This window comes from Nonomuraea sp. NPDC023979 (assembly GCF_040639085.1).
Lineage (GTDB): Bacteria > Actinomycetota > Actinomycetes > Streptosporangiales > Streptosporangiaceae > Nonomuraea > Nonomuraea ceibae.
In genome coordinates, this window is sequence record NZ_JBEZZG010000004.1 from 158,472 (window position 1) to 177,947 (window position 19,476).

At 73.0% G+C, this 19,476-nt stretch carries 19 protein-coding genes; 13 read left to right on the forward strand and 6 right to left on the reverse strand.

Annotation, left to right across the window (positions count from 1 at the left end):
• Positions 1–12: 12 nt before the first annotated feature.
• Positions 13–2,337 carry a PEP/pyruvate-binding domain-containing protein gene (locus tag AB0G11_RS10025; RefSeq protein WP_357585119.1) on the reverse strand — a complete coding sequence of 775 codons (2,325 nt, stop codon included), beginning with the start codon at positions 2,335–2,337 and terminating at the stop codon, positions 13–15.
• Positions 2,334–3,707: an MFS transporter gene (locus AB0G11_RS10030; protein ID WP_357585121.1), complete on the reverse strand. Its 1,374-nt coding sequence runs from the start codon at positions 3,705–3,707 to the stop codon at positions 2,334–2,336. The genes AB0G11_RS10025 and AB0G11_RS10030 overlap by 4 nt, the downstream gene beginning before the upstream one ends.
• A 133-nt stretch (positions 3,708–3,840) precedes the next feature.
• Here AB0G11_RS10030 and AB0G11_RS10035 point away from each other — a divergent pair, with 133 nt between their 5' ends.
• Genes AB0G11_RS10035 through AB0G11_RS10060 form a run of 6 tightly spaced genes read left to right on the forward strand, consistent with a single transcriptional unit; the run spans position 3,841 to position 7,436 of the window.
• The gene (locus AB0G11_RS10035) at positions 3,841–4,347 is read left to right on the forward strand and encodes a MauE/DoxX family redox-associated membrane protein (RefSeq protein ID WP_357585123.1); all 507 of its coding nucleotides are present in this window, start codon (positions 3,841–3,843) and stop codon (positions 4,345–4,347) included.
• Positions 4,347–4,838 carry a TlpA disulfide reductase family protein gene (locus AB0G11_RS10040; RefSeq protein WP_357585125.1) on the forward strand — a complete coding sequence of 164 codons (492 nt, stop codon included), beginning with the start codon at positions 4,347–4,349 and terminating at the stop codon, positions 4,836–4,838. The genes AB0G11_RS10035 and AB0G11_RS10040 overlap by 1 nt, the downstream gene beginning before the upstream one ends.
• Positions 4,835–6,649 carry an ABC transporter ATP-binding protein gene (locus tag AB0G11_RS10045; RefSeq protein WP_357585127.1) on the forward strand — a complete coding sequence of 605 codons (1,815 nt, stop codon included), beginning with the start codon at positions 4,835–4,837 and terminating at the stop codon, positions 6,647–6,649. Before AB0G11_RS10040 ends, AB0G11_RS10045 begins: the two co-directional genes overlap by 4 nt.
• Positions 6,646–7,062 carry a signal peptidase I gene (gene lepB, locus AB0G11_RS10050; RefSeq protein ID WP_219507541.1) on the forward strand — a complete coding sequence of 139 codons (417 nt, stop codon included), beginning with the start codon at positions 6,646–6,648 and terminating at the stop codon, positions 7,060–7,062. Before AB0G11_RS10045 ends, lepB begins: the two co-directional genes overlap by 4 nt.
• A 19-nt stretch (positions 7,063–7,081) precedes the next feature.
• Positions 7,082–7,225 carry a hypothetical protein gene (locus AB0G11_RS10055; protein WP_219507539.1) on the forward strand — a complete coding sequence of 48 codons (144 nt, stop codon included), beginning with the start codon at positions 7,082–7,084 and terminating at the stop codon, positions 7,223–7,225.
• A gap of 37 nt (positions 7,226–7,262) precedes the next feature.
• Entirely contained in the window at positions 7,263–7,436 is a 174-nt protein-coding gene (locus tag AB0G11_RS10060; protein ID WP_219507538.1) for a hypothetical protein, read from the forward strand.
• A 50-nt stretch (positions 7,437–7,486) separates the two neighbouring features.
• Here AB0G11_RS10060 and AB0G11_RS10065 read toward each other — a convergent pair whose 3' ends face one another.
• Complete coding sequence (locus tag AB0G11_RS10065; protein WP_357585129.1) at positions 7,487–8,230, reverse strand: BTAD domain-containing putative transcriptional regulator; 744 nt, start codon at positions 8,228–8,230, stop codon at positions 7,487–7,489.
• 159 nt (positions 8,231–8,389) lie between these two features.
• Complete coding sequence (locus AB0G11_RS10070) at positions 8,390–9,235, reverse strand: SDR family oxidoreductase (RefSeq protein ID WP_219507535.1); 846 nt, start codon at positions 9,233–9,235, stop codon at positions 8,390–8,392.
• A gap of 218 nt (positions 9,236–9,453) precedes the next feature.
• Between AB0G11_RS10070 and AB0G11_RS10075 the strand changes: the two genes are divergently transcribed.
• Genes AB0G11_RS10075 through AB0G11_RS10085 form a run of 3 tightly spaced genes read left to right on the forward strand, consistent with a single transcriptional unit; the run spans position 9,454 to position 12,568 of the window.
• On the forward strand, positions 9,454–9,696 hold the full coding sequence (locus tag AB0G11_RS10075) for a hypothetical protein (RefSeq protein WP_219507534.1): 243 nt from the start codon (positions 9,454–9,456) through the stop codon (positions 9,694–9,696).
• A complete protein-coding gene (locus AB0G11_RS10080; protein WP_357585131.1) occupies positions 9,693–11,891 on the forward strand; it encodes a hypothetical protein in 2,199 nt (732 codons plus the stop codon). The genes AB0G11_RS10075 and AB0G11_RS10080 overlap by 4 nt, the downstream gene beginning before the upstream one ends.
• Positions 11,888–12,568, forward strand: coding sequence for a hypothetical protein (locus tag AB0G11_RS10085; RefSeq protein ID WP_357585133.1), 681 nt, complete (start codon positions 11,888–11,890; stop codon positions 12,566–12,568). Before AB0G11_RS10080 ends, AB0G11_RS10085 begins: the two co-directional genes overlap by 4 nt.
• On the opposite strand, the gene leuA is transcribed toward AB0G11_RS10085, so the two are convergent.
• Together leuA and ddaH are read right to left on the reverse strand one after the other, a co-directional pair.
• Positions 12,549–14,255 carry a 2-isopropylmalate synthase gene (gene leuA / locus AB0G11_RS10090; RefSeq protein WP_357585134.1) on the reverse strand — a complete coding sequence of 569 codons (1,707 nt, stop codon included), beginning with the start codon at positions 14,253–14,255 and terminating at the stop codon, positions 12,549–12,551. The genes AB0G11_RS10085 and leuA overlap by 20 nt on opposite strands.
• 182 nt (positions 14,256–14,437) lie before the next feature.
• Complete coding sequence (ddaH, locus tag AB0G11_RS10095; protein ID WP_357585136.1) at positions 14,438–15,190, reverse strand: dimethylargininase; 753 nt, start codon at positions 15,188–15,190, stop codon at positions 14,438–14,440.
• Between the two features lie 38 nt (positions 15,191–15,228).
• On the opposite strand from ddaH, the gene AB0G11_RS10100 reads away from it, so the two are divergent.
• From AB0G11_RS10100 to AB0G11_RS10115, 4 genes are read left to right on the forward strand one after another with little or no spacing between them, the layout of a single operon-like run.
• A complete protein-coding gene (locus tag AB0G11_RS10100) occupies positions 15,229–15,474 on the forward strand; it encodes a DUF2630 family protein (RefSeq protein ID WP_219507529.1) in 246 nt (81 codons plus the stop codon).
• Between the two features lie 45 nt (positions 15,475–15,519).
• The gene (locus AB0G11_RS10105) at positions 15,520–16,494 is read left to right on the forward strand and encodes a GNAT family N-acetyltransferase (protein ID WP_357585138.1); all 975 of its coding nucleotides are present in this window, start codon (positions 15,520–15,522) and stop codon (positions 16,492–16,494) included.
• A gap of 10 nt (positions 16,495–16,504) precedes the next feature.
• Positions 16,505–18,496 carry a glycoside hydrolase family 6 protein gene (locus AB0G11_RS10110; protein WP_357585140.1) on the forward strand — a complete coding sequence of 664 codons (1,992 nt, stop codon included), beginning with the start codon at positions 16,505–16,507 and terminating at the stop codon, positions 18,494–18,496.
• Positions 18,497–18,514: 18 nt separating this feature from the next.
• On the forward strand, positions 18,515–19,225 hold the full coding sequence (locus AB0G11_RS10115; protein ID WP_219507524.1) for a Mut7-C ubiquitin/RNAse domain-containing protein: 711 nt from the start codon (positions 18,515–18,517) through the stop codon (positions 19,223–19,225).
• Positions 19,226–19,476: the final 251 nt, after the last annotated feature.

Below are 19,476 nucleotides of genomic sequence, written 5' to 3' on the forward strand. Positions count from 1 at the left end.
TGAGCCATCCTGTCAGGCGTCCTGGGGGGCTGCCGCCGTGACGAGCCCGGCGTCTCCGTCGACCGTCACCAGACGGCCGTCGGCCAGGACCGTGGTGCCGTCGCCGGTGCCCATGACCGCGGGGATGCCGTACTCCCTGGCCACGATCGCGGCGTGCGAGGCGCTGCCGCCCGCGTCGACCACGACGGCGGCGGCCCGCTGGAACAGCGGCGTCCACGACGGGTTCGTGTAGGGGCAGACCAGCACGTCGCCGCCGTCGAGCTTGCCGAACTCCGACGGGTCGCGGATGACCTTGACCGGGCCGGTGGCGACGCCCGCGCCGGCGGGCGCGCCGACGGCCAGCGCGTCGCCGGTCGCGCGCACCGGGTAGATCGCCCTGGGGTCGATGAGCCGCACCCCGGCCAGCTCCTCCCGCCTGGCGGCGCGGGCGGTCACCGCCGACCGCAGCGCCCGCAGGTCCGCCGTGGCCGGGTCGCCGATCGCCTCCAGCTCCTCCAGCCGCAGGTGGAAGACGTCCCGCGGGTCTTCGAACAGCCTGCGGCCCAGCTCCAGCAGCGACCTGCGCAGGACCGGCAGCGGCATCGTGAAGTAGAAGTGACTGTCCTCGCGGAAGGCGACCCCCGCGCGGGCGTCGCGCACCAGCCGGGCCAGCTTCGCCTTCGCTCGCGGCGACCGCAGCGAGGCCAGCAGCCGCCCGAGCGCGTCGCCGCCGGGCGGCTCCGGCGCGGGCGGCCCGGCGGCCAGCACCTTGACCAGGTCCAGCACGGTCTGCGGGGCGTCGGCCCAGGTCGGCGGCGTGACGAGGAGCGGGGTCGCGGTCTCGCGGTGGCCGTACTCGGCGAGGAACGCCCGGAACATCTCCTCGAACCGCGGCCCGTCCGGCCCCTCCGCCGCCAGCGCGGCCAGCGCGTCGTTGGCGTCGGAGGTGCGGGTGCGCGCCCCGGTGATCAGGTCGCCGAACAGCCTGCCCCTGCGGCGCAGCTTGAGCGCCAGCAGCAGCCGCACCAGCGCCCGGCCGGCCCCCGGCAGGTAGTCGATGCGCACGCCGGCGATGGGCTGGACGGCGTCGAGCGCCCGGCGCGGCACCCGGACGAGCTCGGACCAGGGCAGCGCGGCCAGGTCGAGCTCGTTCAGCTCCCGGGTCGCGCGCATGAACGCGGGCAGGCGCGGGTCCTCGGTCCAGCGCGCGGGATCGTACCGCCTGGCCTTGGCCAGGAACCGGAACGGGGTGCTGAGCAGGCGCGCGGTGGGACGCGGCCGGGGCGGCCTGAGCCGGTAGACGACGCCGTCGCGCTCCTCCAGGAACCCCTCGAAGGCGCCGCGCAGCCCGAAGTACGCGGTCACCCGCGCCATCAGCCCGGCCGGGCCGTACGGGGCCCAGGTCGTCATGTCGATCGGGTAGGGGCGCACGGGCACGTACTCCAGCAGGACCGCCAGGAGCTTGCGCTGCAGCGGGTTGAGCCGGCCCACGGGCGGCGGCGGCAGCGCGGTCATCGGGCGGGCCTGGACCAGGCTGATCCGGCCGCCCGCGTAGGTCCACTCCATGTCCTGCGGGCGGCCGAAGTGGGCGGCGACCCGGGTGCCGAGCGCGGCCAGCTCGCGCAGGGCGGCGGCGGGCAGCCGCTCGCCGGGCGTGCCGTCGCCGCGCTCGTGGACGACGCCGCCGCCCGCCGTGCCCCGGACGACCACCTCGCGGCGGCCCGGCCGGAAGTCCACCACCCGGCCGTCCGGGGTGAGCACGTAGTGGTCGGGGGTGACGAGCCCGGACACGACGGCCTCGCCCAGCCCGGCGCTCGCGTCGACCACGAGGTGGCCGCGCTCGCCGGTGACCGGGTCGGCGGAGAACATCACGCCCGCGGCCTCCGCCTCGACCATCCGCTGCACGACGACCGCGATGCGCACCTCGCCGTGGTCGATGCCGAGCCTGTCGCGGTAGGCGAGCGCCCGGTCCGTCCACAGCGAGCCCCAGCAGCGGCGTACGGCGTCGAGGAGCGCCTGCTCGCCGACCACGTTGAGGTAGGTGTCCTGCTGGCCGGCGAACGCGGCGCCCGGCAGGTCCTCGGCGGTGGCGCTGGACCGCACGGCCACCGGCCCGCCGCCCAGTTCCTCGTACGCCGCCGCGATCTCCCGGCGCAGCTCGGCCGGGACCTCGGCCCGCTCGACGTCGTCCCGGGCGGTCAGGCCCGAGGCGACCAGCGCGTAGGCGTCGGTGGTGACGACGAAGCCGTCGGGGACGGGGAACCCGCCCGCCGTCAGCTCGCCCAGGTTGGCCCCCTTGCCGCCTGCCGACGCCAGGTCGGCGCGGCCGAAGGACCGCAGGGGTGCGACGAGTCTCATGATCTCTCCTCGGCGTGCGCGGTGGTGCGTAGGGGTCGCGCGGGCAGCGCCAGCGCGAGCAGGAAGGCCAGCCCGAGCAGCGGCGCCATGGCGGCGAACACGGGCGGGACGGCGTCGGCGAAGGCCGCCCTGGCCGCGGCGGGCAGGTGCGACGGGTCGGACGCCCCGGGCACCTGGGCGGTGATCAGCGCGCCGACGAGCGCGACCCCGGCCGACGCGCCGACCTGGCGCAGGAACGTCACCGCCGACGTGGCCGTCCCGAGGTCGGCGTAGTCCACGGAGTTCTGCGCGGCCAGGACCATGACCTGCATGACCAGGCCGACGCCGAGCCCGATGACGAGCATCACGCCCGCCAGCGCCGCGGCCCGGTGGCCGGTGAGCGGCAGCGCGGCCAGCCCGGCTGCGGCCACCGCCGTCCCGGCGACCGGGTAGCCCTTGTAGCGGCCGGTCCTGGTGATCAGCCGGCCGGACCCGACGGTGGTGACCAGCACGCCGCCCATCAGCGCCGTCACCAGCAGCCCCGCCTGCGTCGCGCTGGTGCCCAGCGCGATCTGCAGGTAGGCGGGCAGGTACGTGAGCGTGCCGAACAGGGCGAAGCCGACGAGCAGGCTGATCGCGACCGGCACGGCGAACGCCCGGTCCCGGAACAGCCGCAGCGGCAGGATCGGATCGGCGGCCCGGCGCGCACTCACCAGCCAGGCCGCCGCCCCGGCCGCCGACACGGCCAGGAACCACGGGTTGCCGCTCTGCCCCAGCAGCACGACCCCGATGACGGCCACGGCCAGCGTGAGGGCCCCGGCGTAGTCGATGGGCGCGCGGGAGACCGGCCTGGGCAGCCGCAGCGCGGCCGTCAGCAGGGCGAAGGCCAGCACGCCCAGCGGCGGGTGGAGCGCGAAGATCCACCGCCAGCCGACCGTGTCGATGAAGAGCCCGCCGACCAGCGGCCCGCCGACCGCGGCCACGACGTACATGGCGCCGATCAGGCCCAGGTAGCGGCCTCGTTCGCGGGGGCTGACGATCTCGCCGATGATCGCCTGGGCGCCGATCATCAGCCCGCCGCCCCCGGCGCCCTGGATCGCCCGGAAGACGATGAACTGCGGCATCGTCGCGGCCAGCGAGCACAGCACCGCCCCGGTCACGAACACCACGATCGCCACCTGCATCGCCGGTTTGCGGCCGAACCGGTCCCCCAGCTTGCCGTACACGGGCATGACGACGGTGGCGGCGGCCAGGTAGGCGGTCACGACGGCGGGCATCTCGTCCAGCCCGCCGAGGCTCCCGGCGACGGCGGGCAGGGCGGGGGCCATGATCGTCTGGTCGAGCGCGCCGAGCAGCATCGCGAGCATCAGGCCCGCCAGCACGAGTGCCACGCCGATCCCCCCTTAGAGAACGAACCGTTCTCTATCGAGCATAGGCGTCACTCATAAGAAACGCAACGTTCACTAACGTGCCGTGCTACAGCCCCGCTACAGCGGCGCTACCGGCCGCGCGCACCTTGGTGGCGTGGCTTACGCACTCCTGTCCTGCCAGGTGCTGATCGGCGCCGTGTTCGCCGTGGCGGCCCTGACGAAGCTGCGCGATCCGGCGGCCTTCGCCGCGTCCGTGGCGGCGCTCCGGCTGGTGCCGAGAGGCGTCGCGTCCCTGGCGGCGGGGGCGGTGGCCGTGGCCGAGGCGTCGGTGGCCGCGCTGATGTTCCTGCCGCGCGCCGGGTTCGCCCTGGCCGCGGCCCTGCTGCTCGGGTTCTGCGCGGTGATCGTCAAGAGCCGCCGCTCGCGCGTGGAGTGCCGCTGCTTCGGCGCCGCCTCCGGGCCGCTGGGCCCCGCGCACCTGGTGCGCAACGGCCTGCTGCTCGCCGTCGCCGCGCTCGGCTGGGCCGCCGTATCCGCCGTGCCCGCCGTGCCCGCCGTGCATCCGGACGCGACGGCCGGCGGGCTCGCCGTGGCCGCCTTCGCCGGCGTGGCGGGCGCCGCGTTGCTGATCGTCCTTCCCGGAAACGTGAGGAGCGTCTGATGCAGTACCTGGTCGCCGCCGTCGTCCTGCTGGGCGTGCTGTCACTGCTCAACCTGGCGCTGACCGCCGGGCTCATCCGCCGCCTGCGCCAGTTCGACGCCCCCGCCCGCGGCGTCCCCGTCGGGCACCCCGTCGGCGGCTTCACCGCCCAGGACACCGAGGGCCGGCCCGTCGCCCGCGAGCTGCTGACCGGGCCGACGCTCGTCGGCTTCTTCACCCCCGGCTGCGAACCGTGCGAGGACCTGCTGCCCCGGTTCGTGGCGCGGGCGGGCGCGCTGCCCCACGACTGCCTCGCCGTCGTCCACGCGGTACGCGCCGAGGACGCGGAAGGCTACGCCGCCCGGCTCGCCGGCGCCGCCCGCGTCGTCGTCGAAGGCCCCGGCGGCCCCGTCCAGCGCGCCTTCCAGGTCGCCGCGTTCCCCGCGGTCTTCCTCGTCGGCGGCGACGGCACCGTGCTCGCCGGCGACCTCGACGCCATCCCGGTCGCATGACGGGCGACGAGATCCGGCTGACCGCGTCGGCGCGCGAGGCGGCCCGCATCGCCTGGAGCCGCGCCCGCCGCCCGGCCGCCGCGTACGTCCTGGTCATGCTCGCCGAGGCCGCGACGCCGGTCGCCGTGGCCTGGCTCACCAAGCTGGTGATCGACATCCTCACCGGGGCCTCCGGCCCGCTGACGGCCGCCCTCGCCGGCCTGGCCGCCGCCGGGACCGCCCTCGCCGTGCTGCCCCACCTGTCCCGCTACCTGGGCAACCAGATCGGCCGCGAGGTGGCGGCCGGCACGACCGAGCGCCTGTTCACCGCGACGGCGGGCTTCGCCGGGCTGCGCCGCTTCGAGGACCCGCGTGTCCTCGACGGGCTCCGCCTGGCCCAGGACGGCGCCGCCCAGGCGGGCGGCCTCGTCACCGGGGCGTTCGGCCTGGTCCGCTCCGCGCTCGTGCTGGCCGGGTTCGTCGGCTCGCTGCTCGTCATCAGCCCCGCCATGACCGCGATCGTGACCGCCGTCGCCGTCCCCGCCCTCGTCGCCCAGCTCCGCCTGTCGCGGCGGCGCGCGGCCATGCTGTGGGAGATCGGCCCCGCCGAACGGCGGCAGTTCTTCTACGGCAGCCTGCTCAGCACGATCGAGGCAGCCAAGGAGATCCGGCTGTTCGGCAGCGGGCCGCTCCTGCGCGACCGGATGATGGCCGAGCTGCGCGCCGCCGACACGGCCAAGCGGCGGATGGACCGGCGCGAGCTCTCGGCCGAGGGCGCGCTCGCCCTGCTGTCGGCGCTGGCGGCGGGCGGCGGCCTGCTCTGGGCCGGGCACGCCGCGCTCGCCGGCCGGCTCAGCGCGGGCGACGTGACCATGTTCGTCGCCGCCGTCGCCGGCGTCCAGAACGCGCTCGGCACGCTCGTGTCCGGCATCGCCGGCACCCACCACGGCCTGCGCCTGCTCGGCCACTACGTGAGCGTGGTCCACGCCGGCCCCGACCTCGCCGTTCCGGCCGCGCCGCTCCCCCTGCCGCCCCTGCGGCGCGGCATCGAGCTGCGCGACGTGTGGTTCCGCTACAGCGACGAGCACCCGTGGATCCTGCGCGGCGTCTCCCTGTTCATCCCGTACGGCGCGTCCGTGGCACTCGTGGGCCGCAACGGCGCCGGCAAGAGCACGCTGGTCAAGCTGCTGTGCCGGTTCTACGACCCGAGCCGGGGCGCGATCCTCTGGGACGGCGCCGACCTGCGCGACGTACGGCCGGAGGAGCTGCGGCAACGCATCAGCGGCGTCTTCCAGGACCACATGGCCTACGACTTCTCCGCCCGCGACAACATCGGCATCGGCGACCCCGCCGCCCTCGGCGACCTGGACCGCGTCCGCGCCGCCGCCCGCCGGGCCGGGGTGGACGAGCTGCTGTCCGGCCTGCCGCGCGGCTACGACACGCTGCTGACCCGGATGTTCCTCAGCGAGGAGGACCGGGAGGACTCCGCGACCGGCGTCGTCCTGTCCGGCGGCCAGTGGCAGCGGACCGCACTGGCCAGGGCCTTCTTCCGCGACGGACGGGACCTGATGATCCTCGACGAGCCGAGCTCCGGCCTCGACCCGGAGGCCGAGGCCGACGTGCACGCCCGCATGCGCCTGCACCGCGAGGGCCGCACCAGCCTGCTCATCTCCCACCGGCTCAACACGGTCCGCGACGCCGACCTGATCGTCGTCCTGGAGGACGGCGTGGTCACCGAGCGGGGCGGCCACGACGCGCTCATGGCCGCCGACGGCGCCTACGCCTGCCTGTTCCGCCTCCAGGCCGAGGGCTACCAGGCGGTGCCGCGATGATCATCGTGCTCGTGGCCGCCGCCGTCGCCCTCGCCTGGGTACGGCACGCGTACCGGATCGTGGTCGTCGACGGGATCAGCATGGCGCCCGCGCTGCTGCCGGGCGACCGCCTGCTTCTGCGCCGGACCCGCCTGGCCCGCCTGCGCCGCGGCCAGATCGCCGTCCTGCGCCACCCCGCCGAACCCGGCCACCTCGTCAAGCGCGTCGCCGCCCTGCCCGGAGACCCGGCCCCGCCGGGAGTGCCGTGCGGCGGGGCGGTGCCCGCGGGACACGTGGTGGTGCTGGGCGACAACTCCGAGGTCAGCCTCGACTCCCGGGACCTGGGACCGCTCCCGGGATCGAGCCTCCTCGGCGTCATGATCCGCCCGCTCCGGCCGGAGAGGAGGTCACTCCCGCAAGGCCCCCGAACCTGATCGAAAAGAAGGAAGAGAAATGAAGCTCATCGACCGCCTCATCCCCACCCTCAAGGCACGCGCCGCGGCCGACTGCGTCCTGATCTCCAAGAACTGCTACCCCGACGGCATGTGCTGCTACGTCTACAGGTGCGGCACCCGCTACGAGAAGGTCTGCGGCTAGCCCCGGCCGCGTTCGAAAGACTGAGGAGAACCCGATCATGAAGCTCATCAGCGCCGTCGCCGGCCTGCTCGTCCCGACCATCTCGGCGAAGGCCGCCGACACCTGCAAGCTCGTCAGCTCCTACTGCCGTGACGGCATGTGCTGCTACGTCTACCAGTGCCGCCGCTCCGACGGCAGCATCTACCACCGCAAGACCTGCATCCCGCAGTAGCGGCCTCAGGCCGGCGCCCCGGGGCCCGCGCGGCTCCGGGGCCGCCGCCGCTAGGGCTCGCGCCCGCTGAGGATGTCCTGGTGGAGCCGTTCCAGCTCGCCCGACGGATCGACGCCCAGCTCCTCCGCCAGCAGCGCGCGCACCCTCCGGTACGCGGCCAGCGCGTCGGCCCGGCGGCCGGACATCCACAGGGCCCGGACCAGCATCGCCCACACGTTCTCCCGGAACGGATGAGCCGCCACGAACCTCTCCAGCGCCGGCACGGCCTGCCGGTGCCTGCCGCAGCCGAGCTCGGCCTCCAGCCACAGCTCGCGGGCGTACCCGCGGGCCTCCTCCAGCCGGTGCCGCTCCTGCCGGACGAGCTCCAGGTCCAGCTCCGGCAGCACCGGCCCGCGCCACATCTCCAGCGCCGAACGCAGCGTCCCGGCCGCGCCGGGAGCGTCCCCGCGTTCCATCGCCGCCCCGGCCGCCGCCACCGACCGCTGGAACACGCTCACGTCGAGCGCGTCCTCCGGCAGGCTCAGCACATAGCTCCGGCCCCGGGTGGCCAGCCGCAGCCCCGGCCCCGACAGCGGCGCCAGCGTCCGCCGCAGCCGGTAGACGTACGTGCGCAGACTCGTGCGCGCGGTGGGCGGCGGCGCGTCACCCCACACCTCCGCGATCAGCCGGTCCGCGCCGACCGGGCGCCCCGCCCGCAACAGCAGCACGGCCAGGACGGCCCGCTGCTTCGCCGCGCCGATCTCGACGCACTCCCCAGGAAAGTCCAGCTCCAACGTACCGAGCACCTTGAACATGCCTGCCCTCCGCTCCCCGTGGGCCGCAGCGTACGGACGGGCGCTTTGCATCCTCTGTGATTCCGCTATGGACCTCCGCCGTCCCAGCATTGTGCGGAGCTGCACGGGCTTGCGCGGAGCTGTACAGGCTTCAGCGGAGCTGTACAGGCTTGCGCGGGGCTACAGGCGGCGGATCAGGTCGGCCAGGGCGGTGGCCGGGTGGCCGGTCAGCAGGGCGACGTCGCCGCTGACCCGGTCGAGCTCGCCGCGCGCGATCGCCGTGTACGTGGACACCCAGGCGTCCACCTGCCACGGCGGCGCCCCGTACGAGGCCCGCGAGCGGTAGGCCTCCTCGACCGTCTCGGCGTGGTAGGTGATCTCGCGGTCGCCCGCCTCTGTCAGCACGGCCGCGACCTCGGCCAGGGTCAGCGCCTGCGGCCCCGTCAGGTCGTACGTCGCCCCCTCGTGCCGCCCCGGCCCGCACAGCACCGCCGCCGCGGCGTCGGCCACGTCGTCACGCGCCACCGCCGCCACCCGCCCGTCGCCCGCAGGTCCCCGGATCACCCCGTCGTCACCGGCCATCGCGGGCAGGAAGTCCGCGTACAGGTTGTCCCGCAGGAACGTGAACGCCATCCCGGACGCCCGGATGTGCTCCTCCGTCGCCCAGTGGTCGCGCGCCAGCGTGAACGCCGCCTCCGGCCCGGCCCCGCAGAAGGACGTGTAGACCAGATGCCGCACCCCCGCCTCCGCCGCCGCGTCCACGAACGCCCGATGCTCGGCCAGCCGGTCGGCCGCCTCCGTCGCCGACACCATCAGCACCACCTCGGCCCCGGCCACCGCGTGGTGCACGGCCTCCGCGTCGCCGTAGGACGCCTGCTCCACCACCGCTCCCGGCAGCCTCGGCACCCGGGCCGGATCGCGCGCCACCAGCCGGAGCGCCACCCCCTCCTCGGCCAGCCTGCGCGCCACCCTGCCGCCCACATAACCGGTCACCCCGGTGACCGCGATCCTCGCGTCATGTCCCATGCGGTCAAGCGTGGCACACGAGATCACGGCGGCCGGATTTCCCCCTCCCGAATTTCGTACCGCAAATCCACGCAATTCCTGGCGAATATCGAACGCATTCATACTTTCGCTGACGTTCAACTTGTCTTGTCGTCGTGATCGTGATTACCGTCGGGGTGACGTGGAGGAACGCCGCCTCCTGATCTGGTTCTGTGCACGAGCCATACGAGGGGATCATCGTGGCTGACCTCGACCGCGAGGCTATGCGCGCGACGGCGGAGCGGATCCGGCGGCTGTCGGACGAACACTGGTGGGCGCTCGCCCCCGCCTGCCGCCTGATGGCCGACGACGCCTGGGTGGGCCCCACCGGCGACCGGTTCGGCGCCCAGCTCCACGCCGACCAGCGCGAGCTGTGGGCCATGCTCACCGAGGCCGTCCACAGCGCCGACCGCAAGCTCGCCGCGCTGCGGGACACCCCATGAGCGGCTTCACCGGGGTCAAACCGGCCCAGTTCGACGCCATGACCAGCGCCCACACCCAGGCCGCCCGCCGGCTGGAACAGCTCGCCCAGGCCCTCCACCGCGAGCTGGACGCCGCCGGCCTCGACACCACCCCCGCCACCCGCCTGCGCGACCTCGCCACCCGTGTCGCCACCCAGGCCGGCGACCTGCGCCGACGGCAGCGCCTCGTCCACGAACTCCAACGCCAGAAGGTCACCTTCGGCACCAGCACCCCCGCCGGCAGCTTCGTCGAGCTCCCCGACACCCTCGACGCCGCCCAGGCCCTGCTCGACGGCACCCTCGCCGCCCGCGCCGCCCGGCGTGCCGCCGACGGCGACACCCGCGCCCTCGCCGAACTGCGCGCGTACGCCTCCCGCACCGCCGACGCCGCGTTCGTCAAGACCTTCCTCGGCGTCCTGGGCGCCGAAGGCGTCACCCGCCTCCCCGGCTCCCTCGCCGCCCAGCTCCGCGACGCCCGCGACCGCCAGGCCACCACCCCCCTCACCACCACCGCCCCCCACGTCCTCAGCCTGCTCGCCACCGCCCTGGCCAAGGCCACCGACCCGCGCGACCCCGCGTACCTGGGCTCCACCTTCCTCAAGGACCTCACCCAGCAGGGCCGCGCCACCCACCGGACCGGCGACACCACCTACACCGGCTACCAGGCTCAGGCCCTCATCTGGCGAGCCCACGACGGCCGGACCCCGTTCTCCCGGGAGTTCATGACCGTCGTCGGCCGCGACGCCATCGCCTACGAACACGACCAGCGCAAAGCCCAATGGGCAGCCACCGGCGACGCGCTCGGCCGCCTCTTCGGCAGCACCCAGGTCCCCGTCCCCGACCTCGCCGGCGCCCTCGGCCTCGGCACCCTCCTCCGCCCCGGCACCCACGCCGGCGTCCCCGGCGCCAGAGGATCCTCCGCGGTCGTGGACGACCTCTTCCACGCCGCCAAGTCCAGCCGCGAAGCCGCCCACGCCCTCCTGGCCCACACCCCGCCCGGCTGGAAGGAGTCCACGCTGGACTACCTGCTGACGACGCGCTGGCGGGCCTCCCTCTACCTGAAGGACCACGCACCCTTCAACGACCTGCTGATCACCGCCACCACCGGCCAGGACCCCACCTCACGACATCTGGCCGCCGAGCTGACGAAGATCCTGTCCGACGAGGTGCGGAGCGCCTTCGGCAAAGCGGACGACGGCAACCTCAAACTCGTCAACAGAGAACTGTTCGACCGCTACGCGCCTCTGTCGTACCCCTTGGCCCGGGCCATCGCCGCGAACGTGGACGAACTGTCTCAGTTGTACCTGAACCGCGCCCATTTCGAGAGGGTCGCCCCCGAGGACATGTCCTACGCGCTGCTGCTGGCCACGTCGCACGACGCCGGGTTCGAAGCCCTGGTGAGAGCACAGACCGAACACATGCGCGCGGCCCTCGACACCGTCCCCCCGGTCGGCCTCGACGCCTCCAACGCCGAACGCTTCGGCTTCACACAGGCCGACGTCAAGCGCTTCGACCTCAACGGAACCGGACGAGTCGACAGGATAGACACGGCGAAGTTCTTGGAGGATCGCACCGTAGAGGAGGCAGCACTCTTCAGCCACATTGTGGAAACCCGTCGTCAAGGGCTAATTGCGCTGGGACTGGATGCCAAGAGGACTGACGACGCCCTGAAAGGCATGGTGCGCGACGCTATCGGACTACTTCCAGTTCCAGGCGCCAGACCGATCAGCCAGTTGGCCGCCGGAGCGTTCAATGAAACCATCACTAAGGGTTATGACAAGCTGGCCGGGGCGGGATTCGACGAAATCGCCAAATATACCGCACAACAAATGTCCCAACCCGGGCGAAGCTTGGATGATACATATAGCACGCTGGCCAACAATCGCCTTGCAGTGGAGAGATTGTCGGAGCAGATGCTCGCCACAGCCATGCTAAACAAGGGGATGTTCGACGAGTTCTCTAGCGAGGGCCATATATTCAGCTCTGGGATACCACCAATAATCAAACCTTTTGCCGAAATGACTCCAAAGGAGTACAGCAAATTCCTTGAATGGGCTCGGGAAAAGGGTGAAAGCAGCAGCCTGCTCGACCGATTCAACGGCACCCTTCACAGGACAACCGGGGTGCTAGACTACCTAGGCCTGCAGAATAACTCCTCCCCGGAGGAGAAAAGTTGAGAAGCCCATACCTGTCAGCCATCCCGACAGCGATCATTTTGCTATTGCCGGCATGCTCTGCCGAAAAGAGCATGGTCGCCACACCGAACTCTGCCCGCCAGACGATCACCGACGCCCCACCGTACGTTTGCAAGCTTGTCCCCGAACAGGCGTTTCGTGCGATCACCGGAACAGTCGGCCCCATTTCTGGAGAAACGGTCGGGAGCGAAGCAAGCGGCGAGTGCCGGACCCCAGACCCAATGCGCCCACCCCTTCAGGTGAACTGGCTACGCGCAGAGGGCAAGACGGGCCAGGAGCACATTGACTACGTGATGGATGGCAGGCTTAGCATTTATACTCGCCACAATGGCGTTACCATTCCCGCCGACCTCGGAAATGGCATGGTCGCCTACCTGACGAGTGGCCTCCTCGCCCAGCAGCCCTACCGGGTAAGTGCGAAGTTTCGCTGTGGGGGCACAGATCGCATGCTTGACATCTACCTGGCCAAAGTGGCCAAAGGCAGGGATGCGATCCAGGATCTTATCGCCCTCATGCGCATAGCCCAGTCCCGCTACGGCGAGCTGTACGACTGCACCCCCCAAGGAACCCAAGGGACCCAAGGAACCCAGGGAGCGCAGTCGCACAGCCCTCAAGCCACGGCCGGCGCTACTCAGCAGCTCACCGGTAAGCCCGGTTGACGGCTGAGATGATGGCCTTCAGGGAGGCGGTGGTGGTGTTGGCGTCGATGCCGACGCCCCACAGCACCTGGCCGTTGACCTCGCACTCCAGGTAGGAGGCGGCCTTGGCGTCGGTGCCGGCGCTCATGGCGTGTTCGACGTAGTCGAGGACGCGGGCCTGGATGCCGACCTTGGCGATGGCGTCGATGAACGCGGAGATGGGCCCGTTGCCGGTGCCGGCGACTTCGCGGATCTCGCCGTCGATGCGGACGTCGGCGCTGATGCGGTCCTGGTCGTCGACGGTGGATTCGTGGCGGTGGGCCATGAGGCCGAGGCGGCCCCAGCGGTTGTGCGGCGTGGGCAGGTATTCGTCCTGGAAGATGCCGTACATGGCGGAGGGGCTGATTTCGCCGCCTTCGGCGTCGGTGCGGGACTGGACGACCTTGGAGAACTCGATCTGCAGCCGGCGCGGCAGGTCGAGCTGGTGGTCGGCCTTCATGATGTAGGCGACGCCGCCCTTGCCGGACTGGCTGTTGACGCGGATGACGGCTTCGTAGGTGCGGCCGATGTCCTTGGGGTCGATCGGCAGGTACGGGACGGCCCAGGTGTAGGAGTCGACCGGGATGCCGGCCGCGGCGGCGTCGGCTTCGAGGTGTTCGAAACCCTTCTTGATGGCGTCCTGGTGGGAGCCGGAGAAGGCGGTGTAGACGAGCTCGCCGCCCCACGGGTGGCGCGGGTGGACGGGGAGCTGGTTGCAGTATTCGGTGACGCGGCGGATCTCGTCGATGTCACTGAAGTCGATCTCGGGGTCGATGCCCTGGGAGAACAGGTTCATGCCGAGGGTGACCAGGCAGACGTTGCCGGTGCGTTCGCCGTTGCCGAACAGGCAGCCTTCGATGCGGTCGGCGCCGGCCATGTAGCCGAGCTCGGCGGCGGCGACGGCGCTGCCTCGGTCGTTGTGCGGGTGCAGCGACAGGATGATGGAGTCGCGGTGCTTGAGGTGGCGGTGCATCCACTCGATCTGGTCGGCGTAGACGTTGGGGGTGGCCATCTCGACGGTGGCGGGCAGGTTGACGATGACCTTGCGGTCGGGGGTGGGCTGCCACACCTCGTTGACGGCGTCGCACACCTCGACGGCGTATTCGAGCTCGGTGCCGGTGAACGACTCGGGCGAGTACTGGAAGTAGACGTCGACGTCGGTGGCGTCGGCCAGCTTCTTGACCAGTTTGGCGCCTTCGACCGCGATGGCGGTGATGCCGTCCTTGTCCTGGCCGAACACGACGCGGCGCTGCAGCGTCGAGGTGGAGTTGTACAGGTGGACGATGGCCTGCCGGGCGCCCTGGACGGCCTCGAAGGTGCGCTCGATGAGCTCGGGCCTGGCCTGCGTCAGCACCTGGATGACGACGTCGTCCGGGATGCGGTCCTCGTCGATGATCTGGCGGACGAAGTCGTAGTCGGTCTGGGAGGCGGCCGGGAAGCCCACCTCGATCTCCTTGTAGCCCATCTTCACCAGCAGCTCGAACATCTGGAGCTTGCGGTGGGAGTCCATCGGGTCGATCAGCGCCTGGTTGCCGTCACGCAGGTCGACCGCGCACCAGCGCGGGGCCTTGGTGATGACCTGGTCGGGCCAGGTGCGGTCGGTCAGCCGGACAGGCTCGAAGGGTTGGTAGCGCTGGAACGGCATCGGGCTGGGTCGCTGGGCGGTCATGTCGGGTGCTCCTGTCGGTCGGGTCGAAGCGGCCGACGCGCATGACTGGCTCCGCGGCGAGGGAGCCGGCCTCAGTGGCCCCCGCCGCGGCAGCTAAGAAGGAGCCCGCGCAGCATGCCGTTCACGCTACCAGACGTCTCGCCGTGGACCGCCCCGGTTCTCACATGGTGAGAGCAGGCAGTTCAGCACGGTGCCGGGATGAGGACGCTGAGGCAGGTGACACAGCCTTCGAGCTTCTCGAACTCGGAGATGTCCACGGTCACCACGTCGAGCCCGCGCCTGCCGAGCATCGCGGCGGTGCGCGGCGCGGAGGCGGCCATCAGCACGCCGCCGGGCCCGAGCGGCACCACGTGGGCGCCGGACTCCTCCGGCGGTTCGAGCAGGCCGGGCAGGTCGGCGTGGGCGGGGTCGCCGATGAGCGTGCCGTCGGGCAGCGCGGTGACGGCGGACTTGAGGTGCAGCACGCCTGTCAGGTCCACGGTCACCACGTCGCGCTCGGGCAGCAACGCGGTGAGCTGGGCGATGCCCGCGTGGTTCGTCCGTCCGGAGCGGCCCGCGTACACGGTGGGCCCGGTCTGGAGCACGTCGCCGCCGTCGAGCGTGGCGGGCCGCGTGATCCTGACCGTGGTCAGGCCGAGGCCGCGTACGGCGCGTTCGACGGACTCGACCTCGGGCCGCCGTCCGGGCGCGCCCGGTCTGGTCAGTACGGCCAGCGTCCCGGCGACCACGACCGTGTCCTCCACGAACGGCGCGTCGGGCAGGTCGTCGGCGGGTTCGGCGTGCACGGGCCGCCAGCCGGCGGCGTCGAGCGCGGCCACGTACGCGGCGTGCTGGGCGGCGGCGCGCTCGGGGTCGACGGACTGGCGCTGGAGGTGGGTGACGATGCCCTCGGCGATGCGCGAACCAGGCTTTCTTACCAGCGCGATACCAGCCATAGGGCGTGTTCTATCACGCGATACGTAGGATCTTGAGCATGCGGGACAACGAGATTCTCAGCAGGATCAGCGAGCTGGTCGACGAGGAGCGCGGCCTGCGTGAGAGGCTGCGCGCGGGCGAGCTGCCCTCCGACGAGGAGAACGCCCGGGTCAGGGAGCTGGAGACGGCGCTCGACCAGTGCTGGGACCTGCTGCGCCAGCGCCGGGCCCGCCGCAGCGCGGGCGAGAACCCCGACGACGCCGCCGTGCGGCCGGCCGGCGAGGTGGAGAACTACCGCCAGTAGGAAAACCGGTCGCGTCGCCGCCGCCGGTGCGTTTGGCTGGGACGCATGCAGATCCAGCGCATCGATCCCGAGCGGCCGGGCAGGCTGCTGCCCGCGCTCCATGACGCGTTCGTCGCCGCGTACGCCGGCCAGCCGGGGCCGCTGTGGTCCCGCAGGCGGTTCGAGGTCGACGTGACCAGGGGCTTTCCGGGGGCGGAGGTCGAGGCGCACGTCGCGGTCGACGGCGACGAGGTGATCGGCGGCACCATGCTGGCCTTCCCCGTGTACGAGAACCTCCACCTGGGCCGGCTGGCGGTGCTGGTGGTGCGGCCGGAGCGGCAGCGGGCCGGCGTCGGGTCCGCCCTGCTCGCGCACGCCGTGGAGCGGGTACGTGCTCGCGGCAGGCGTCTCGTGCTGAGCGAGACGCAGGCGGGGAGCGACGGGGCGCGGTTCGCCTCGGCGCGAGGGTTCACGCTCTCGCTGGGCGAGGCGCGCCGGGTGCTCGACCTGCGCGCGGCCGACTGGGACGGGCTGCGCCGCATGCTGCCGGAGCCCGCCGGTTACCGGGTGGAGCGCTGGCTCGGCCCGGCCGAGCCCGGCCTGCTGCCCGATCTCGCCACCCTGCTGGGCGGCATGAACGACGCTCCGCGCGGCGAGGGCGTCGAGGAGTCCCGCTTCCCGCTCGACAGCGTGCGCTTCGCCGAGGAGCGCATCGGGCTGGCGGGTGAGACCGTCTACTCCGTGCTGGCCCGGCGGATCTCCGACGGCGCCCCGGCGGGCTTCTCACGCATCTTCATCTCCCCCGACGTCCCCGGTGGCTGGGCCGCCCAGGCCGACACCGCCGTGCTGGCCGGGCACCGCGGCCACCGGCTGGGCCTGCTGATGAAGCTGACGAACCTGTTCTGGCTGCGCGAGAGCGAGCCTGGCGTGGAGCGCGTCATCACCTGGAACGCCCGGTCCAACACGCACATGCTGGCGATCAACGAGGCCATGGGGTTCGAGCTGCTGGACGAGTGGAACGACTGGCGGCTCGACGTCTAACCTGGCGATCATGAGCGTGGCTGCGCTGCGAGACGGGGATCCCCGGCACGTCGGCCCCTACACGCTGCTGGGCCGGCTCGGTGAGGGCGGCATGGGCGCCGTCTACCTGGGCGCGGACACCGCGGGCGGCCGGGTGGCGGTCAAGCTGATCCACCCCGGCCTGGACGCCGACCCGGGCTTCCGGCGGCGGTTCGCCCGGGAGGTGGCCGCCGCGCGCCGGGTCGCCCGCTTCTGCACGGCTCCCGTCCTCGACGCGGACGTCACCGGCGATCCCGCCTACATCGTGACGGAGTACGTGGAGGGCCCCAGCCTGGACGAGGCGGTGCGCCGCTCCGGGCCGCTGACGGGGTCGGCGCTCGACGGGCTGGCCGCCGCGACGGCGACCGCGCTGCGGGCGATCCACGGCGCGGGCGTCGTGCACCGCGACCTCAAGCCGTCGAACGTGCTGCTCTCGCAGGTGGGGCCCAAGGTCATCGACTTCGGCATCGCCCAGCTCGGCGGCGCCGACCTGAGCAGCGCCGTCGTGGGCACGCCCGCGTACATGTCGCCGGAGCAGGTGCGGGGCGGGCCCGTCGGGCCGGCGTCGGACGTGTTCGCCTGGGGCTGCGTGATGGCCTTCGCCGCCACGGGAGCCTCGCCGTTCGCGGGCGAGTCGGTCCCGGCGATCCTGTACCGGATCGTCCACGAACCTCCGGTCCTGCCGCCGCTGCCCGAGCCGCTGCGCGAGCTGGTGGCGGCGGCCCTGTCCCGGGATCCCGCCGACCGCCCCACGGCCCAGGCCCTCCTCGACCGCCTCTCCTCCGGCGCGTCCGGCGAAGACCCCCAGGAGCCGGTACGCGACGGCCCGGCGGCGGGCGGAGGGCGGACGGCGACGGGAAGACGGCTGACGATCGGGGTGGCGGCGCTGGCGGCGGCCGTCGCGGTCACCACGGCGGTGGTCGCCCTGCGGCCCGGCGACGAGGCCGCCCCGGTGGGCGTCAACCCGCTGCGGGCCGCCGAGGACGTGAGGCTGTTCGCCCCGCCGGAGCCGGACGCCGCACGCGAGGCGCTGTTCCTGGCCGCCGCGGACCGCCCGGAGGACGCCGCGCTGATGCGCGCCCTGGCCGCCGTCCCCCACGCGATCCGGCTGGCCGGCGACGACGCCGTGGCCACGGTGGCCACCGCCGTCGAGGAGGCGGAGCGGGCCGGCGGGGTGCCGGTGTTCGTGATCGACCACCTGCCGGGCGGCGACTGCGCCCCGGGCGGCGCCGAGAACATGGCCGCCTACCAGAGCTGGATCAAGGGGATCGCCGGTCAGCTCGGCAGCGCGGACGCGGTGGTGATCCTGGAGCCCGCGAGCCTGGTCAAGATCCCCGGCACGGCCGCCTGCGACCTGCCGGGCAGCCCGAGCCGGCGCTACCACGACCTGGCCACGGCGGTCCGCGAGCTCAAGCGCGGCGGCCGCACCGCCGTCTACCTGGACGGCGGCCACGAGGGCTGGCCCGCCACGGCGGAGATCGCCCAGAGCCTGGTGGGCGCGGGCGTGACGGCCGCCGACGGCTTCTTCCTCAACGCGCAGGGCTACCAGCCGACGGCCGGCCTGGTCTCGTACGGCAGGAAGCTGTCCACGTGCGTCGCCGTCCTGGCGGCGACGGGCCGCACGGGCTGCCCGGCGGACGTCCCGGTGGACGCCGCCGACCTGCCGCACTTCGTCATCGACACCAGCCGCAACGGCCGCGGCCCGTGGGTGCCGGAGGGGAAGGCGGCCGAGCTGCCCGACCCGCAGCCCTGGTGCAACCCGCCGGGCCGGGGCGCGGGCGCACGCCCGACGACGCGGACGGGCGACGAGCTTGTGGACGCGTACCTGTGGATCAACCGGGCGGGCACCTCCAGCGGGCGCTGCCGTCGGGGCGCCGGCGGCGAGGAGGACCCGCTGCGCGGCGAGGAGAGCCCTGTCGGCGGGTCATGGTGGCCCGAGCTGGCCCTGGAACGCGCCGCGCTCGCCGTCCCGCCCCTGAGGTGACCGTACAGAATGGACGTCATGGACGCGCTTCTTCGCATCGCGCCGGAGTTGCTGATGTTCCTGCCCGCGAGCCGCCGGCGGGAGGCACAGCCGATCACCCCCGACGGCTCGTCGACGCTGGGTCACCACGTGGAGTCGGCCGGCATCCCGCTGACGGAGGTGGGCCCGATGACGGTCGGCGGTGTGGGCGTGCCGCCGTCCTACCAGCCGCGCCCCGGCGACGTCGTGGACGTGCTCGGGGTGCCCCGCCCGCAGCCGCTGCCGGGCGAGCCGCGCTTCCTGCTGGACGTGCACCTGGGCACGCTGGCCAGGCGGCTGCGCCTGCTGGGCATCGACACGGCCTACCACAACGACATGGACGACCCGTCGCTGGTGGCGCAGGCGAACGCGGAGCGGCGGGTGCTGCTCACCCAGGACCGCGGCCTGCTGCGCCGCCGCGCGCTGTGGCTGGGCGCGTACGTGCGCGGCACGCGGGCGCCCGACCAGCTCCGCGACCTGCTGGAGCGGTTCGCGCCGCCGCTGCGGCCGTGGACGCGCTGCACGGCCTGCAACGGGGAGCTGGAGGCGGTGGCCAAGCGGGAGGTGGAGCCGGTGCTGCGTGACGGCACCCGGCGCAGTTACGACGCCTACGGCCGGTGCCGGGTGTGCGGCCAGGTCTACTGGCACGGCGCGCACAGCGGCGACCTGGAGGAGATCGTCCGCGCGGCGCGGGCGTGGGCGGCGGGCTGATCTCGGCGGGCTGATCTTGGGGGCGCCGCCCCTGGACGGTGCCGCGTTTCGGAGGGAAACTCCAGACGTGAGGGACGTCCCGCCCGCAGGGCCGTCCCCGGAGGATGGCTGTCCCTCCCCGGTCACCCGCCCTCGTGGGAGGAGCCGGATGCCGAGGTGGACGCGCACCGCCTCTCCGACGCAGCGCCCACGCCTCGGCTCTCCTCGCAGAACGGTACGCACAGGCCCCACGTCAGGCTCTTCACCTCCCG